The sequence below is a fragment of the Mycobacterium saskatchewanense genome, assembly GCF_010729105.1.
GTDB lineage: Bacteria > Actinomycetota > Actinomycetes > Mycobacteriales > Mycobacteriaceae > Mycobacterium > Mycobacterium saskatchewanense.
The window spans coordinates 5,976,225-5,993,463 of the sequence record NZ_AP022573.1; the positions used below are offsets into that span (position 1 = coordinate 5,976,225).

15 protein-coding genes are annotated in these 17,239 nt (G+C 67.8%); 13 read left to right on the plus strand and 2 right to left on the minus strand.

What is annotated here, in order from left to right:
• Nucleotides 1-206 precede the first annotated feature (206 nt).
• From G6N56_RS28195 to G6N56_RS28220, 5 genes are all read left to right on the plus strand, one after another.
• Nucleotides 207-1,145, plus strand: a complete 939-nt coding sequence (locus G6N56_RS28195; protein WP_232069171.1) for a zinc-dependent alcohol dehydrogenase — start codon at nt 207-209, stop codon at nt 1,143-1,145.
• Nucleotides 1,146-1,991: 846 nt separating this feature from the next.
• Nucleotides 1,992-4,565: a SpoIIE family protein phosphatase gene (locus G6N56_RS28205; protein WP_085257572.1), complete on the plus strand. Its 2,574-nt coding sequence runs from the start codon at nt 1,992-1,994 to the stop codon at nt 4,563-4,565.
• Nucleotides 4,565-4,891 carry an STAS domain-containing protein gene (locus G6N56_RS28210; protein WP_085257571.1) on the plus strand — a complete coding sequence of 109 codons (327 nt, stop codon included), beginning with the start codon at nt 4,565-4,567 and terminating at the stop codon, nt 4,889-4,891. The genes G6N56_RS28205 and G6N56_RS28210 overlap by 1 nt, the downstream gene beginning before the upstream one ends.
• A gap of 147 nt (nt 4,892-5,038) precedes the next feature.
• Nucleotides 5,039-5,329 carry a hypothetical protein gene (locus G6N56_RS28215; protein WP_085257707.1) on the plus strand — a complete coding sequence of 97 codons (291 nt, stop codon included), beginning with the start codon at nt 5,039-5,041 and terminating at the stop codon, nt 5,327-5,329.
• A gap of 67 nt (nt 5,330-5,396) precedes the next feature.
• Nucleotides 5,397-6,224, plus strand: coding sequence for an enoyl-CoA hydratase/isomerase family protein (locus G6N56_RS28220; RefSeq protein ID WP_085257570.1), 828 nt, complete (start codon nt 5,397-5,399; stop codon nt 6,222-6,224).
• Nucleotides 6,225-6,344: 120 nt separating this feature from the next.
• Here G6N56_RS28220 and G6N56_RS28225 read toward each other — a convergent pair whose 3' ends face one another.
• Nucleotides 6,345-7,394: an AraC family transcriptional regulator gene (locus G6N56_RS28225; RefSeq protein WP_142280768.1), complete on the minus strand. Its 1,050-nt coding sequence runs from the start codon at nt 7,392-7,394 to the stop codon at nt 6,345-6,347.
• 107 nt (nt 7,395-7,501) lie between these two features.
• On the opposite strand from G6N56_RS28225, the gene G6N56_RS28230 reads away from it, so the two are divergent.
• A complete protein-coding gene (locus G6N56_RS28230; RefSeq protein WP_158090755.1) occupies nt 7,502-8,866 on the plus strand; it encodes a flavin-containing monooxygenase in 1,365 nt (454 codons plus the stop codon).
• Here G6N56_RS28230 and G6N56_RS28235 read toward each other — a convergent pair.
• Nucleotides 8,841-9,737, minus strand: a complete 897-nt coding sequence (locus G6N56_RS28235) for an alpha/beta hydrolase (RefSeq protein WP_085257568.1) — start codon at nt 9,735-9,737, stop codon at nt 8,841-8,843. The two genes, G6N56_RS28230 and G6N56_RS28235, sit on opposite strands and share 26 nt — an antisense overlap.
• Nucleotides 9,738-10,378: 641 nt before the next feature.
• Here G6N56_RS28235 and G6N56_RS28240 point away from each other — a divergent pair.
• The 7 genes from G6N56_RS28240 to G6N56_RS28270 are packed head-to-tail and all read left to right on the plus strand — an operon-like array spanning nt 10,379 to nt 17,238.
• Nucleotides 10,379-11,551: a lipid-transfer protein gene (locus G6N56_RS28240; protein ID WP_085257566.1), complete on the plus strand. Its 1,173-nt coding sequence runs from the start codon at nt 10,379-10,381 to the stop codon at nt 11,549-11,551.
• Nucleotides 11,552-11,553: 2 nt separating this feature from the next.
• Nucleotides 11,554-12,066, plus strand: coding sequence for a MaoC family dehydratase N-terminal domain-containing protein (locus G6N56_RS28245; protein ID WP_085257565.1), 513 nt, complete (start codon nt 11,554-11,556; stop codon nt 12,064-12,066).
• A complete protein-coding gene (locus G6N56_RS28250) occupies nt 12,063-12,473 on the plus strand; it encodes a MaoC family dehydratase (protein ID WP_085257564.1) in 411 nt (136 codons plus the stop codon). Before G6N56_RS28245 ends, G6N56_RS28250 begins: the two co-directional genes overlap by 4 nt.
• 19 nt (nt 12,474-12,492) lie before the next feature.
• Entirely contained in the window at nt 12,493-13,320 is an 828-nt protein-coding gene (locus G6N56_RS28255) for an SDR family NAD(P)-dependent oxidoreductase (RefSeq protein WP_085257563.1), read from the plus strand.
• An 8-nt stretch (nt 13,321-13,328) separates the two neighbouring features.
• Nucleotides 13,329-14,477, plus strand: a complete 1,149-nt coding sequence (locus G6N56_RS28260) for an acyl-CoA dehydrogenase family protein (RefSeq protein WP_085257562.1) — start codon at nt 13,329-13,331, stop codon at nt 14,475-14,477.
• Nucleotides 14,478-14,500: 23 nt separating this feature from the next.
• Nucleotides 14,501-16,042 (plus strand): acyl-CoA synthetase, encoded by a 1,542-nt coding sequence (locus G6N56_RS28265; protein ID WP_085257561.1) that lies wholly within the window; start codon nt 14,501-14,503, stop codon nt 16,040-16,042.
• Entirely contained in the window at nt 16,042-17,238 is a 1,197-nt protein-coding gene (locus tag G6N56_RS28270; protein WP_085257560.1) for a TetR/AcrR family transcriptional regulator, read from the plus strand. The genes G6N56_RS28265 and G6N56_RS28270 overlap by 1 nt, the downstream gene beginning before the upstream one ends.
• Nucleotide 17,239 lies beyond the last annotated feature (1 nt).

Here is a 17,239-nt window from a genome sequence, read left to right on the forward strand (position 1 = left end):
CAACTACGCACCACGAAAGATCGAGGCTAGGGACGCCGACAACGACGGCTTTATGTCCTGGTGCTCAACGTAACTGGACCATATAGAATTGGGCGCGACAATATGAATTTACGAGAAAGTCGAATGTGACAGAGGAAGCAAGCCCTCCGCGCGCTACAACCTCAAGGACCTCCCCGTTCGACTCGACCGTGGATTCCGCCGCATCGATGCCGGCGATCTATGTCGAAGCCAATGGCGAGTTGGCGGTGCGGCAGCTGGCCGTGCCCACTCCCAAACCCGGCCAGTTGTTGCTGCGAACTGTCGTCTCCGCGTTGTGCGGCACCGACCTGCACCGCTTCCGCGGGGCGCGCTCGTACGGCAACGACACCGACGTCTTCGGCCATGAGTCGGTCGGTGTGGTCGAGCGCTGTGACTCCGGTCGATTCGCCCCCGGCGATCGGGTTCTCCACGTGCCCTTCCCCACCGATGGCAGGGTCTTCGCGCCTTACCAACTCGCTTTGGAGAGCAACGTCGTGCCGGTTCCCGAGGGCCTGCCGTCGGAGCTTGGCGTCTTCGCCCAGCAACTCGGCACGGTCATCTATGCCCTGCGCAACTTTTGGCCGTGGCCTCAGCCGCCTCGGCGGGCCTTCGTCGCCGGCGCCGGTCCTGCCGGCCTGCTGTTCATCCAGTTGCTCCGCGAGCGCGGTTGCGAGCAGATCTACGTCGCCGAGCCCAACGAGCACCGCCGTCAGCTGGCGGCATCCTTTGGTGCCGTCCATGCTGACGCCACCACCGCCCAGGTCGAGCTAAGCGTGGACGCCTCCGGCATGCGCGGTGTACGCGCTGAGTGCTGGCAGCGCACCGCGCCGCACGGCACGATCGGGATCTATGGACTTCCCGACGACGAACCCGGCCAGCTGGAGGTCTCGGTCCTGGGCCTGGTGGCCAAGAATCTACGCTTCGTCGGAGCCATCGGCTCACAGGCCGAGCCTGGCCTGGTGTCCTTCCGAGAAGCGATTGATCTGCTCGTTGCACGCCGCATCGAGGTCGACCGGCTCATCTCCAACCGCATCAGCCTGGAGGAACTTCCGCAGATCGCGCTGCGCGCAGCCCACGTCGAGGACGACATCGTGAAAGTGCTGGTCGTCTTAGCCACATCGGCTTGACTTACAGACCGCGCATTCGGCGATGTTGTTCTGTCTCGTAGCACACCACATCCAGTGAATTGCTCGCTAATGTCCAGTGGAGCACCGGGACCGACGGTCCTACCGGGACCGCTGCCGAATCAAGTCGATGGCCGCACTGCGGCGCCGGCACGACCGCAGCCGGAGGCGTTCGACGATCACCGCATCCGTCGGCTACCCGTCGAGGCCATCGACGAGAAGTCCGCCCGCATGGCCGTCACCGAAACAGACGACTGGCAACGGCGACTCGTCAGCCATGGCCAGCTGGTACTCGAGGTCCCGTTCGACCCCCGCCCTGTGAAGCGTCGAGATTTTCTGATTGGCGGGTTGCCGACGTAGGAGTGGTCGCCCGCGGCATCTTCGGTATGCACAGCTAGGCACGGACCGAAAGATGGGTCGGACAATGGCCCTGTCCGGGTCGGCGGTGTCCGGGGTTCATCGTCGAATTCGGCAAGTTCGAGGGGTCCAGCGACGTACACGGCCGCTACATGGTGCGATTGGACGACAGCGTTGCCAGGCATCGCTGACGTTCTCACCGCGTCTGCCGCAGGACACCGGCTTCTCGGATCACCTCCATCGACAGCGTCCGGTAGCCGTATTTCTCGAAAAGCACCGTGACGGTGTCGGCAGTGCCGCCGATAACGACTCCCGGGCCCCACTCGCGATGCTCGACGGTGCTGTTGACCGATATTGCCGGCCGCCGTTCATGGGCGGATGCTTCAACCCATCCCGGCGGGGTGCACCTACGACGCCCGGTTCCCCGGGGGCGGCACCCCGCACTGGCACCAACCGCAACAGTCGCCCAGATAACTGGTTAGGTTTGCACTTATGGACAGCGAGCGGAACGAATCCGGGTTCACCGGCGGGATGGGCCGGCGCCAGCTCGTGGACCGGGTCCATGAGCAGCTCGACGACCTTCGAGCCGCTCGCGACCAGATGGAACAACTCGTCAAGGTCATTGTCGAAATCGGCGCCGACCTGGACTTGGACGTGACGCTGCATCGCATCGTCGGCGCGGCGATCGAGCTGACCGGCGCCCACTTCGGCGCCCTCGGCATCCGCGGCCCCGACGGCGCCATGGTCTCTTTCATTCATGCGGGCATCGATGAGGACACGGCGCGGCGATTCGCCGACTTGCCGGTGGGCCAGGGTGTGCGCGTCGACGACCTGAGCGCCGACCCGCGGGCCACCGGGCTGCAGGGCGACGAGCCGTCGGTCCGGGCACTGCTGGGTATGCCCATCACCGTCCGGGCCGCCGATTTCGGCACCCTTTACCTTGCCGACGACCGCCCCGGCGTCGTGTTCTCCTCCTCCCAGGAGAGCGCCGTGCGGGCGCTGGCCTCGGCGGCGGCGGTCGCCATCGACAACGCGCGACTCTTCGAGCGAGAGCGCGAATCGGCGAAATGGACCAAGGCCAGCCGCGAGATCACGACGGCGCTGCTGTCCGGCGACCCGCAGATGGGGCCGCTGCAGCTGATCGTGAACCGAGCGCTGGAGTTGGCCGGCGCAGAGCAGGCGATCCTGCTGGTTCCGAGCGAGCCGGACCTGCCCGCCGCCGACGTCGACACCCTCGTGGTCGCCGCCACCGCGGGCCGGTACTCGCTGGAGGTGATCGGTCGGCAAGTCCCGATGGACGCCTCCACCACGGGTGGCGTCGCGCGTCGTGGCACACCGCTCATCACCGACTCGTTCCAGTACCCGATCGAGGGGTTCACCGACGTCGGTGAGCGTTCCGCGATCGTCATGCCGCTGATCGCCGACGAAGCGGTGCTCGGCGTCATCGCGGTCGCGCGCAACCGGCAGCAGCCCCCGTTCGGCGACGACTACCTGGAGCTGGTCAGCGACTTCGCCCGGCACGCAGCCATTGCACTGGCCCTCGCGGCCGGCCGCGAACATGCGCTCAATCAGCAACTCGCGCAAGCCGATACGGTTGACGACGCGCTGCGGACCGCGACGGAGGAACTGCGCCGATTGTGGCGGGCTCGCCGGGTCCTGGCGGTCACCTTCCACAACCGCGGCGCCTCCGCCGAAAGTAGCAACGGCGCACCGGAACTGGTATCGGTGGGCGAGCCGACCCGGTGGGACGAGCTGCCCTCCCGGACGAGGGAGATGCTCACCTCGCTGCGCGACGGCGACCTTCTCACGCCCCACATCACGACGTCCGGGACGGCGGGCATCGCGCTGCAGCATCCCGACGGCGTGCTCGTCGTCTGGATCGATCTCGCCGAAGAGCGGCTGTTCACCCTCGAGGACCAGACGCTGCTGACCGTTCTGGCGGGCCGTCTCGGGCAGGGCCTGCACCGGGTGCACCAGGTCGACCAGCAGCGCGAGACCGCGCTGGCGCTGCAGCACGCGATGCTGGGCCCCGCGGACCTCCCGCCCGGATTCGCGGTGCGCTACCAGGCCGCCAGCCGGCCGCTGCAGGTGGGCGGCGACTGGTATGACGTCGTGGACCTGGACGACGGGCGCATCGCGCTGATCGTCGGCGACTGCGTCGGCCATGGCCTTGCCGCGGCCACCGTGATGGGTCAGCTGCGCAGCGCCTGCCGCGCGCTCCTGCTCGACAACGCCAGCCCGTGTGCCGCTCTCGCGGGGCTGGACCGGTTCGCCGCGCGGCTGCCCGGTGCCCAGTGCACCACCGCCGTCTGCGCGGTGCTCAACCCCGAAACGGGGGAACTGGTCTACTCCAGCGCCGGGCACCCGCCGCCCATCCTCGTTCTCGCCGACGGCACGGCGCAGACGCTGGAAGACGGCCACACCATTCCGCTGGGCATCCGGCCCGCCTGGCCCCGCCCCGAAGCGCGCGTGACCATTCCGGCCCGCGCGACGCTGCTGCTCTACACCGACGGTCTGGTCGAGCGGCGCCGCAGTCCGATGGAGGAGGGCATGGTCCGCGTCTCGGACCTCGTCCAGGAGGGTCGCGGGTCCCGGCTGGAGGACCTGGCGAACCAGATCATGTTCGATCTCGCGCCCAGGGGCGGCTATCAGGACGACGTCGCGCTGTTGCTGTACCGCCATCCCGCGCCGCTGGAGATGAATTTCCCTGCCGACGCCAGCCATCTTGCCCGCACCCGGGCGGCCCTGCGCAAATGGTTGACCCAGGCGCGGGTGGACCCGGACCTGACCCACGACGTTCTCATCGCCGCCGGGGAAGCCGTCGCCAACGCGATCGAGCACGGTCATCGCTACAGACCCGAGGGCACCATCACCCTGAGCGCGACCGCGCTGGTCGACCACGTGGAGCTCACCATCGCCGACACCGGCACGTGGAAGACGCCGCAGCCCGCCATGAACCCCCATCGCGGCCGGGGGATCACCCTCATGCGGGCGCTCATGCACGACGTCGACATTCACCCCCACACCGACGGGACCACGGTCCACCTATCCGCGAGGATCGCCTGATGCCCACATCGCTCACTCTCGACACCGCGCGCCGCGCCGACGGCGAACTCGTGCTGACCGCCGCGGGAGAGATCGATCTGAGCAACATCGACACGTTCACGCGGGCGCTCAGCACGGCCCTCACCGAGACCGCCGGCGGCGTCGGGCCGCTCACCGTGGACCTCAGTGGTGTGGAGTACCTGGACAGCGCCGCCATCAACGCCCTGTTCGCGCATGCCGAGCACATCCACCTCATCGCCCGGCCCCGCCTCATCCGGGTCTTCACGATCAGCGGGCTGACGGAACTGACCACCATCGAACCCGCGCCGCCAGCAGGGGAATCCTGACGCGGGTTGCGGTAAGTGGGTGACTCCTGCTGTCATCTCATGCATGTCTGCCGTGCAGTGGGTGTTCGTCGGAGTCGGGCTCGTGCTGGAGGGGGTCATCGCGTGGGCCTGGTTGACCAGCACGCCGAAGCGGGGCGGTGGGCGCGGATGAGCAACCAAGAGGGCATCGGGGTGCTGAAACTCGAATGCGCGCAGGCCCACCCTGTCGGCCGGATCCTCAAAGAGGCCCCGCACCAGTCCGTGATGTACGACCCGGGCGTGGCCGTGGGTCCGCGGCGCTTCTGGCCGGACGAGGACGACCAGCCTCAGTTCAAAACGCGTTGCCGCTTCTGCGACAAGCCGCTGGGCGAAGCCACCGCAACGCTGCAGGCCAAGCTTGCCGCGCTGGTCACCGACGCGTCCCAGACGATGGCGATCGTCACGCTGCCCTATCTGTGATCGCCTTTACCGAAACAGCTACAGTAGCGACCTTGGGTGCGCATCGCACCGACGCGAGAGGAGCTCCGTGGCGACATCGAACGGCGGTCCCCGTCCTCCCGGGGGCGACTTTCTCGGCACCCCGTACCTGACGTTCGAGCGCCACGGGCCGATCGCGGTCTGCACGATCGACCGCCCGGAGGCGCGCAACGCGCTGACGCCCGCGATGTACTTCGGAATCCGTTACGCGGTCGGCCGTCTCAATGAGGACCCCGACCTGGCCGGGCTCCTGATCACCGGGACCGGGGACGTCTTCGCGCCCGGCGGTGACATGGGCGGCGGGGGAGGCGCCGACAACTGGATCACCTTCGGCGCCGCGCTCGGCATGGATGTCACCCCGTTCGACGCGGTGCGGACCTCCGGCAAGCCGATCGTCTCGGCCGTCAACGGCCTGTGCCAGGGCGGCGGTTTTCAAATCGCCCTGTGCAGCGACCTTTCCGTGGTCAGCGAGCGGGCGACGTTCCGCGTGCCCGAATTGTTCCGCGGCTACGCCGACACCTACTACAGCCAGATGCTCACCCGGGTGATCGGCCCGGTGCGCACCCGCGACCTCATGTTCACCGGACGGGTGCTCACCGCCGCCGAAGCCCTCGACTGGGGCCTGGTCGCCCGGGTCGTACCGCATGACGACCTGCTGGAGGTGGCGAAAGACGTTCTGGCGCAATGCTGCCGGACCGCGCCGCGCGCCCGGGGTGTGATCAAGTCCAGCATCGACAGCTACCTCGGCCTGTACGACCGCATAGGCATGACGAGCAGCCTCACCGACGCCGAGGCCAGGGAGGGTTTCCGGGCGTTCAAGGAGCGCCGCTCGCCCGACTGGGTGCATCCCGGCCTGCGGATCGACGGACGGCTGTGATCGCTCAGCCGTGGTCACGCCGAGCTGCCCTGCCTGGCGCGGTCTGGATTCCGAAAGTCGTTGAGCCGCAAGGACCAGACGCCCGCGGGGTCGACTTGAGCGTCGCGCAGGCAGTCGGGTTCACGGCCGCTGCGGAACACGCCGGTAGCGCCCCGGGGGCACGCCGCGCCAACGCTGGAATGCCCTGGTGAAACTGGCGCTCTCGGCGTAGCCGAGGCGACCGGCGATTTGCTCGACCGAAAGGTCGGTTGTCGCCAGCAACTCGGTTGCAAGTGCTTCCCTGGTCTCGTCGAGCAACTGCTGATACGACGTGTTGTCCGCGGCAAGCCGGCGTCGCAGGGAACGCTCGGACAACCCGAGGCCCAGCGCGACCTCCTGGATGGGAGGAATCCGCCGAGGATCGCGGAGCATGCGGGCCTGCACGGCGGAAGCGAGACCACCGCGTCGCTGCCTGCGCTGCAACAGGTCTTCGCAATGCTGCGCGCACATCCGTGCCGTCACCGGATCCGACGTGGGCAGCGGTTGGTCGAGTTGCTGCCGAGGGAACACCACCCTGGTCACCGGCTGGCCCGCGGCGACCGTCAGCCCGGGGAACACGTCGGCCAGCACCCTGCACCTGGCTTCATCGAGGTTGGACTCCACGCACGTGCCCGCCCCGGTCGTGAACGCATCCCCGAAGGAGACGAGCAGGATGTGCAGAATGGCGCTCAGATCCCGCTCTGTCAGAAACGTCCGGATGTCCGAGGGGATCTCGGCGTCGTCCACGGTCAACACCGCGACCTGCCCCGATTCGGTCAGCCGCATCCGGACAAACGCCGACGACAGCGTCACGAACTGCAGTGCGGTGGTAATGGCTTCGCGCAGCGTCGCACTCGACAACATGGCAAACCCGTAAATCCCCATGCTGGCCACCGTGTAGCGGCAGCCCACTTCGATGCCGAGGCCGGCCACGTCACCAACGGCCGCGACGAGATTGCGGGCAATCGCCAGCTCCTCGTCGGCCTGCACCAGGGCGTCCAGGTCTTCCAGCACGGGCGGCGTCAATCTTGTGCCGGCCAGCATCGTCTCGATCGGCACACCGTGCGTGCTTCCCGATGCGACCAGGCCGCGGCTACCGGCTGCCGAGCGCGGGAAGTCCCACGACACCCGTGCCGTGCCGATACCCGCCATCTGGCCGAATTTATCAGGGAATCGGCCGGTTGTGCCCTGTTGCGCCCGGCGTCCGGCACCCAAACTTTGAAGACGAAGACCGCGTCGGCGTCGCAAGGAGGCGAAGGTTGTCCGACCAACTCCCGCAGGTATGCATCATCGGTGCCGGCTCGTCCGGACTTCCCGCCGTCAAGGCGTTGCTGGACGCCGGAATCCCCTTCGACTGCTTCGAGAAGTCGAGCTGCGTCGGTGGGTTGTGGGTCTACGACAATCCGAACGGACTCTCGGGCGCCTATCGCGGGCTGAACTCGAACGCGCCCAAAGGTTTGATGCAGTATTCCGAGTACCCGTTGCCACGCCGCTACCCGGGCTATCCGTCGCACTGGGACTTCGCCGAGTACTTCCACGATTACGCCGAACACTTCGGCCTGCTGCCCCACATCACGTTCAACACCACCGTCGAGCACGTCGAGCAACTTGCCGACGATTCGATGGAAGTGACGTTGTCCGACGGATCCCGGCGCCGCTATGACTGTGTGCTCGTCGCCAACGGACATCACTGGTCGCCACGCTGGCCGGAGCCGGCTTTTCCCGGCACGTTCGGCGGCACGCAGATGCATTCCCACAGCTACCGGACCGCTGCGATAGCCGACGGCAAGCGCGTCGTCGTGGTCGGGATGGGCAACAGCGCGATGGACATCGCCAGCGAGGTGAGTCTGCTCGCCGAGCGCACGTATCTGTCCGCGCGCACCGGAGTCCCGATCGTGCCGAAGTATTTCTTCGGCCGCCCGGCACCCGTATGGGTTTTCCGGTTGTTCTCCTTCGGCCTCGGACAGCGGTTGCTGGACGCGGCCTCCCGGCTGATGGAAGGCCGGCCGGAGGACTTCGGCTTACCTAAGCCGATATGCCGGGTCGGTCAAACGCATCCGAGCGGGTCGGATCAGCTCTTCACTGCCTTGAGGCGCGGACGCGTGCAGGCCAAACCGAATCTGGCTGAACTTCGCGGCGATTCGGTCAGGTTTGTCGACGAGACGATCGAGAAGGTGGATCTGATCATCTACTGCACGGGATACAAGATCGAGTTTCCGTTCTTCGATCCCAACTACATCAGCGCGCCCAACAACGAGATCGGGTTGTTCAAGCAGGTGTTCGACCCCGATCATCCCCGAGTGTTCTTCGTCGGGCTGTGCCAACCGCTCGGCAGCATCCAACCGCTGGCCGAGCTCCAATCCAGATGGATCGCCGAGTACCTCACGGGCCGCTACGCCTTGCCGGACCCGAAGAAGATGCGCCAGGAAATTGCCGCCGATCGGCAGTGGCGGGCCAAACGATTCGTCAAATCGCCGCGCAACACGATCGAGATCGACCACTTCCAATACACCCGAGCAGTCCGAGCCGAGATACGCGCGGGCCGGCGTCGAGCATCCGGTCGGCTCCCCGTCACCGCGGTCGCGGGCACCGAAGCGATCAGGGTCCGAGATAGCGCCGGATGAAATCCACCTGCTCTGCGATCAGCGCCTCAAATGCCGGGCCCGCAACGTCGAAGTGGGCCGCGTCGGCATGCCGGCGCAGTTCGCCGCGTTGCGCGGCCTGAATGGCGAGATGAGGAGGCGCATTGAGATCGCGGTCGGCTACCTGCACGAGCAATGGAGTGGAGACGCGTCGCGCATGGTGGCGCACCCGAACGGTCACGGCGGCGAACAGGAACCGCGCAGCGACCTCGTTCCGCCACGAGGACGCTTCTGCCGCGAGGTGGCGATAGCCGGCCTCGGCATCCGGGCTGGCGAGCATCGCCGCGGTACCCGATGGTCCGACGGCCGGCACCAGCACGGGAGACCGATCACGCACGGAAGCGGCCACGTCTCGCACGGCTGCAAGAGCAAGACCTGCTGTGCCCCTGGCCCCCCAGAACCGTAAGTATGCGGGCATCGCCCGGACCGCATCGATGAACGGCGCCATCGCGATCGTTGCCGCGATACCGCTGGTGCACGCGGAAAGGCGGATGACGTGGGCGCCCGACAGCGAATACCCCCAGAGCACAACGGGTCGCGTGCCGGGAAGGGACCCCGCCATCGCCACGACCGCTTGGTAATCGGCGCGCTGCCAAGCGGGGCTGACAACCTGCCGCGGCGCCCCACCGGACTCGCCGAACCCGCGATAATCGAACGCCAGCACACCGATTCCGGCGTCGGCTAGCGCGGACGCGAATCGATTCAAGCCCGCGTCGTGGGTGCCGGCGAAGCCATGGCCCATGACGACGATCGGGGTCGGCCCGCGCGTCGGTGCCAGCGGTTCGTACCGGAACACCGCGATCTTGTCGCCTTCGAGACGACACCATAACCGGCTGACGTCGACTCGCGTCATCGCGCCGTTGGCCGCGTGGCCGCATGGCACCGAAGTCGCGACGCCGCATGACAACCAACCAGGCGTGGCCAGGCACCTCGGCGCCCATGCCGTGTGTCAACCGCGGGCAGCGCCGCGGCATCGGGGGTCCTCTGCACCGGCCCCGGGAGTCGGCAGGCCACGGTCGCCTCCTTGCGATACTGATGCGGTCTTGGTGTCCAAAGTCTGGGCGCGGACGGCCGCCGCGGCCAGCGCATGGGCGGCCGAATTCTTGATAAGTTCGGCCAAAGCGCATACGGCACGGGATCTCACCCACGCGCAACGTCGTCCCAGCATCGCCGCGAAGCTATTGCCGCACAGTGGGAGTGGCTTCGAAGATGCGCAGCGGGGAGTCCGTCACGCCGATGCGATCGGGGGATTTGTTTGGCGGTGCTCACCGGGGCGTTGTCACCGCCGAGGTGGACGGGGGCGCGCATCGGGGCCGGCAGCACGAACCCCTGACGCCGGGATTGGTGAGGACTGCCGGCGACGTCAACGACGTCGCCGACGGTCGTGGCGGCCACACCGTCGGCGATACCCCCTTGCTTTCCCTTCCATTCGCCTGCTACACATAAGTGAATACTCCCTAGTCTTGTTTTGGAGGCCTTGTGGTCCATCGTGTCATGGTGGCCGGTGTCGGAATGATCCCGTTCACCACCCCCAGCCGCACCGAGTCATACCAGGTAATGGCCGAGAGCGCGGCCCGCGCGGCGTTGGTCGATGCCGCGGTTGAGTACCCGTCGGTGCAGCAGGCCTACGTGGGTTATGTGTATGGAGATTCGACATCGGGACAAGCAGCCCTCTATGGGCTGGGCCAGACCGGCATCCCCGTGGTCAACGTCAACAACAACTGCTCGACCGGTTCCACGGCGCTGTGGCTGGCGCGCCAGGCCATCGAGAACGGTGCGGCCGACTGCGTCCTGGCGTTGGGCTTCGAGCAGATGCAACGCGGCGCCCTGGGCTCCATGTGGACCGACCGGCCCAGCCCTTTCACCCGCTTCGACGACGTCACCCGCGCCGCACAGGGGTGGGACGAGGCCGCTCCGATGGCCGCCCAGTACTTCGGCGGGGCGGGCCGCCAGTACGCCGAGAAGTACGGCACCGATCCCTCGACGTTCGCGCGCATCTCCGTCAAGGCCCGCCGGCACGCAAAGAACAACCCCTACGCGGTTTTTCGGGACGAGGTCACCGTCGAGGAGGTGCTGGCGTCACCGCACATCTACGGGCCGCTGACGAGGCTGCAGTGCTGCCCACCGACCTGCGGCGCCGCGGCCGCGCTGCTGGTCAGCTCGGAGTTCGCCCGCAAGCACGGATTGTCGCCGCAGGTTGCCATCAAGGCCCAGGCGATGGCGACGGACTTCCCCTCGACGTTCGCCGGGGCTGACATGATCAAGGTCGTGGGCTATGACATGGCCAAGGCCGCGGCCGACCGGGTCTACGAATCCTCCGGTGTCGCACCGGAAGACATCCGGGTCGTGGAGTTGCACGACTGCTTCACCGCCAATGAGTTGCTCACCTACGAGGGCCTCGGCCTGACCCCCGAGGGCACCGCGGAGAAGTTCATCCTCGACGGTGACAACACCTACGGAGGGCGCGTGGTGACCAACCCGTCGGGCGGGCTGTTGTCCAAGGGGCACCCCCTCGGGGCGACGGGCCTTGCCCAGTGCGCCGAACTGGTGTGGCAGCTGCGCGGTCAGGCGGGGGCACGGCAGGTGGACGACGTCAGCGTGGCGCTGCAGCACAACATCGGGCTGGGCGGAGCTGCCGTGGTCACCCTGTACGAGAAGGTGGTCTGACCGTGGCGATCGACAAGGGCGTCATCGGGACCGCCCTGCCCGCGACCACGCTGACCGTCGAGCGGGCGCGGCTGCGCTTCTTCGCCAAGGCGATCGGCGAGGCCAACCCGGTCTATCACGACGTAGAGGCGGCCAAAGCGGCCGGGCACCCGGACATTCCGGCGCCACCGACCTTCCTGTTCTCGGTCGAATTGGAGGACCCGGACCCGTTCGCGTTCCTGGCATCGCTGGGCGTCGACCTGCGGATGGTGCTGCACGGGGAACAGTCCTTCACCTACCACGCGATCGCCTATCCCGGCGACGAACTCGTCGCCACCCCGCGCATCAGCGACGTCTACGCCAAGAAGGGCGGGGCGCTCGAGTTCGTCGTCAAGGACACCGCGATCGCCCGGGCCGACGGGACGCCGATCGCCGAACTCCAATCGGTCATCGTCGTCCAGAACCCCGGAGTCGTCCAGAACCCCGGAGTCGTCCAGAACCCCGGAGTCGTCCAGAACCCCGGAGTAACGCCATGACGCTCGCCGAATCCGTCACCGTCGGAACCGAACTGCCGCCGCTTGCGGTCGAACCGATCTCCCGGCTGACCCTGGCGTTGTTCGCCGGCGCTTCCGGCGATCACAACCCGATGCACGTCGACATCGACGCCGCCAAGTCGGTCGGCCTGCCGGACGTCTTCGCCCACGGGATGCTGTCCATGGCCTACCTGGGCCGGCTGTTGACGAACTGGGTTCCCCAGCAACGCATCCGCTCCTACCGGGTCCGGTTTGCGGCGATCACCCCGGTGCACGGCCAGCCCACCTGCACCGGCCGGGTGACCCGGATCGACGACGTCGGGGGTGAGCGGCAGGCAACCGTCGAACTCGCCGTGCGGCTGCCCGACGGCACCACCACCCTCACCGGCGAAGCGCTTGTCGCCATCTAGCTGAAAGGCTCTGTCTGACATGGGAACTCTGGACAACAAGGTCGCGATCGTGTCCGGCTCGGGCCGGGGCATCGGTCGCGAAATCGCCGTCAAGCTGGCCGGCGAAGGGGCGCGCGTCGTGGTGAACGACCTCGACGCCGACCCGGCCGCGGAGACCATTGCCGCCATCGAGGCGGTCGGCGGCAAAGCCGTCACCTGCGTCGGCAGTGTCACCGACGCCGGGTTCGGGGAACGGTTCGTGCAGACCGCCGTCGACACGTTCGGCGGCCTGGACATCATCGTCAACAACGCGGGCTACACCTGGGACTCGGTGATCCAGAAGATGACCGACGAGCAGTGGGACGCGATCCTGGACGTGCACCTCAAGGCGCCGTTCCACATCCTGCGGGCCGCGCAACCGGTCATCAGCGGACTTGTCAAGAGTGCCAAGGCATCCGGCGAACCGGTGCCGTGCCGCAAAGTGGTCAACATCTCGTCACTGGCCGGCGTGGGCGGCAACGTGGGGCAGGCCAACTACTCGTCGGCCAAGGCCGGCATCCTCGGCCTCACCAAGGCCCTGGCCAAGGAGTGGGGCCGCTACAACGTCACGGTCAACGCGGTGGCATTCGGATTCATCAAAACCCGGCTCACCGAGGCCGCGGCCGGCGGGAGCACGATCACCGTCCAGGGCCGGGAGATCGAGGTCGGGGTCAACCCGGGCCTGCTCGCCGCGATGGAACAACTGATCCCCCTGGGCCGGGCCGGCACCCCCGCCGAGGCGGCCGGTGCCGTGTACCTGCTGTGCACGCCAGAATCGGACTACGTCAGCGCGCAGACCCTGGTCTGCGGCGGCGGAGTGAACATCTAGGAGTAGACGTGAGCGCGACGCATCGTTCCCCATGGGTCGACGACGAGGTCGCCGACCTCAAACAGATGGCGGCCAAGTTCTTCGAAACCGAAGCAGTCCCGAACCGGGAACGGTGGGAACGGCAGAAGTGCGTTGATCGTGACTTCTGGCTGGCCGCGGGCCGGTTGGGGCTGTTGTGCGCGTCGATCCCCGAGGAATACGGCGGGGGTGGCGGAACGTTGGCGCACGACTTCGCCGTCTTCGAGGCGCAGGCCGAGTGTGGCGACAGCGGCTTCGGTAACCATGTCCACAGCGGCTTGGTGGCGCACTACCTGCTCGCCTACGGAACGGAGGAGCAGAAGCTGCGGTGGCTGCCCAAGATGGCGACCGGCGAATACATCGGGGCGATCGCCATGACCGAGCCCGGTGGCGGCTCCGATCTCAAAGCCCTGCGCACCACCGCGATCCGCGACGGCGACCACTACCGGTTGTGCGGATCCAAGACCTTCATCTCCAACGGAGCCAGCGCCGACCTGATCGTCCTCGTGCTCAAGACCGACCCGTCCGCCGGCGCCAAGGGCGTCTCGCTGCTGGTCCTGGAAACCGCCGGCGCCGAGGGGTTCCGGGTGGGACGCGTGCTGGACAAGCTGGGCATGAAGGCTCAGGACACCGCGGAGCTGTTCTTTGACGACGTGCGCGTTCCCGTCGGCAATCTGCTCGGGGAGGAGGGCGCCGGGTACGGCTATGCGATGAAGCAGCTCGCCCACGAGCGCCTGGTCGTTGCGATCACGGGGGTGTCGACGCTCGAGACCGCGGTCGCGGAAACCATCGCCTACAGCAAACAGCGATCCGCCTTCGGGGCGGCCCTGATCAACCTGCAGCACACGCGCTTCGAGCTCGCGGACTGCGCGACCATCGCGAAAGTGGCGCGCACGTTCGTCGACGACTGCATCGTCAAGCACCTGCGCGGCGAACTCGACGCCGTCACGGCGTCGATGGCCAAGGCGTGGGTCACCGACATGCAATGCGCGGTCATCGACCGGTGCCTGCAGCTGTTCGGCGGCTACGGGTACATGCTCGAGTACCCGATCACCCGGATGTACGCCGATTCGCGGGCGCAACGAATCTACGCCGGCACCAACGAAGTCATGAAAGAGTTGGTCGCGCGTTCGCTGTGAACCGCCGACGCACGGGAGACGCAATGTATCTGACCCAGTCGCTGCACCGCTTGCTGCAACAGTGTCCCGACATGCCGCTGACGGTGTTCGCGGACCGCCAGCGCACGGTGCGGGAATCCGCTGATCGCATCGCGCGGCTGGCCGGCGCGCTCCGGGCGCTGGGGGTGCGCCGCGGCGACCGGGTGGCGTTCCTGGGTCTCAATTCCGACCGCTACCACGAGTACCTGTATGCGGTGCCCTGGGCCGACGCCGCGCTCAACCCGGTCAACATCCGGTGGAGCCCGGTCGAAATCGCCTACTCGCTGGTGGATTCGCAAACCACGGTGCTGCTGGTCGACGACGCGTTCGCGGCGGCCGTCCCGCAGGTGCTCGCGGCGGGCGCCGAGCTGTCCACGCTCGTGTACTGCGGGGAGGGGACGTGCCCCCCGGGGATGCTCGACTACGAGTCGCTCATCGCCGGCTCGGAACCGGTGCCGGACGCCCGGCGTGGCGGTGACGAGCTGCTCGGCATCTTCTACACCGGCGGCACGACCGGGCACCCCAAGGGGGTGATGCTGAGCCACGCCAACGTGCTGACCTCGGCGTTGGGCAGCCTGGCGACCGGTCGGTTCCTGACCGACCGGGGCCGAATCCTGCACGCCGCGCCCCTGTTTCATCTGGCGGCGATCGGCATGTGGATCGCCGGCAGCGTCGCCGGGTCGACCCACGTCATGGTGCCGTCGTTCACGCCCGCCGGTGTCGCGAAGGCGATCAGCGACCACCGGGTCACCGACACCCTGCTGGTGCCGACGATGGTCCAGATGCTGATCGATCACCCGGACGCCGCCGGCTTCGATCTGACCTCGCTGCGGCACCTCATCTACGGCGCCTCGCCGATCTCCGAGGCGCTCGTCGAGCGGGCCCAAAAGGCCTTCCCCACAACGGGGTTGGCTCAGGCCTATGGAATGACCGAGCTGGCCCCGGCGGCCACCTTCCTGGCGCCCTCCGACCACGACGACCCGGCGCTGCAGCGATCGGCCGGCCGGGCGCTCCCGCACGTCGAAGTGCGAGTCGTCGACGCCAACGACAACGAGCTGCCCGCCGGAGAGATCGGGGAGGTGGTCGTGCGCGGCGCCAACGTCATGCTCGGCTACTGGAACCGGCCCACCGAGACCGCGGCGACCGTCCGCGACGGCTGGATGCACACCGGCGACATGGCGCGCATGGACGAGCGGGGCTACCTGTTCATCATCGACCGCCTCAAGGACATGATCATCACCGGCGGCGAGAACGTCTTCTCGGCGGAGGTGGAGAACGCCTTGGCCGGCCATCCCGCCGTCGCCGCCTCGGCGGTCATCGGCGTGCCCGACGAGAGGTGGGGGGAACGCGTCCACGCGGTCATCGTGTTGCACCCCGGCGGTGAGACCACCGAGGCGTCGATCCAGGAGCACTGCCGGGCCCTCATCGCCGGGTACAAGGTCCCGCGCAGCATGGAATTCGTCACCGAGTTGCCCATTTCAGGTGCGGGTAAAGTTCTCAAGCGTGAGCTGCGGGAACGCTATCGGGGCCCCGCCGGCGACCGCTGATGGGTAGCGGTCGGCCGTCCCCGCCCAGTCCACCAGCCCGGGGAACGCGGCCCCCAAACCGGCGCCAGCTGATCATCGAAGCGGCGGCAACGCTGTTCTGCGACAAGGGATACGGCAACGTTTCGATGGGCGACGTCGCCGACGCCGTCGCCGTCGGCCCGTCGGCGCTCTACCGGCACTTCCGGAGCAAACAGGCGCTGCTGGTCACGGTGATCGAGGACGCGCTGGGCACCCTGGATGAGGCCCTGCAGGGGGCTGACGCGTCGGCGGACCTGGCCCGAGTCCTGGCGCGCCTGGTGCTGGATCATCGCACCGTCGGCGTGCTCTGGCGGCGAGAAGGCCGCCACCTGACCGAGCAGGACCGCAAACGACTGAACCGGGTCGCCCGGCGGATCGGCGATCGACTCGCCCAACATATTCGAACCCGGCGACCCGAAGTGACGGCCCCGCAGGCCGACCTGCTGGCATGGTGTGCCCTCGGCGTCGCGAACAGCGTTTCCTTCCATCGTCTTTCGATGCCCGAACCGGGGTTCACGGCGCTGCTGGCCGAGTTGATCTCGGTGCCGATGCGCGCAGACGCCGACTCGCCGGGCCGGGCGGCCGGCGCAGAGCCCGGCGGCGCGCTGGGCGCCCGCTCGCGCAGGGAGGCGATCCTGTCGGCGGGCGCCGCGCTGTTCGCCGAGAAGGGCTTCTCGGGCGTCAGTGTCGACGACATCGGCGCCGCCGTCGGGATCGCCGGACCCAGCGTGTACAACCACTTCGCATCCAAGACCGACATCCTGGTGGCGGCCATGTTCCGCGGCAACGAGCGCCTCTGGATGGACTTCAACCGCGCCGTCGCCGACGCGCGGGACGCGTCGGAGACCCTGCGCCGGGTTGTGCTCAGCTACCAGGCCTTCGCGTTCGCCAACCCCGACCTCGTCGAGATCCTGATCACCGAGGCCGCGCATCTGCCGGCGTCCGACAGTCACAGCGCCAGGGCCGCGCAGCGCGCCTACATCGACGAATGGGTGCACCTGGCGCGACAACCGCACCCGGGCTGGACAGTCACCGAGGCCCGCATCCGGGTGCAGGCGGCCCAGATCATGATCAACGACATCGTGGTGATGCCGCGGCTGCGCACGCGGGAGGGAGTCGAGGCCGTGCTGGCCGGCATCGCGGTCGCACTGCTGGGCGCGGGTGCGGCCGGGACCTGAG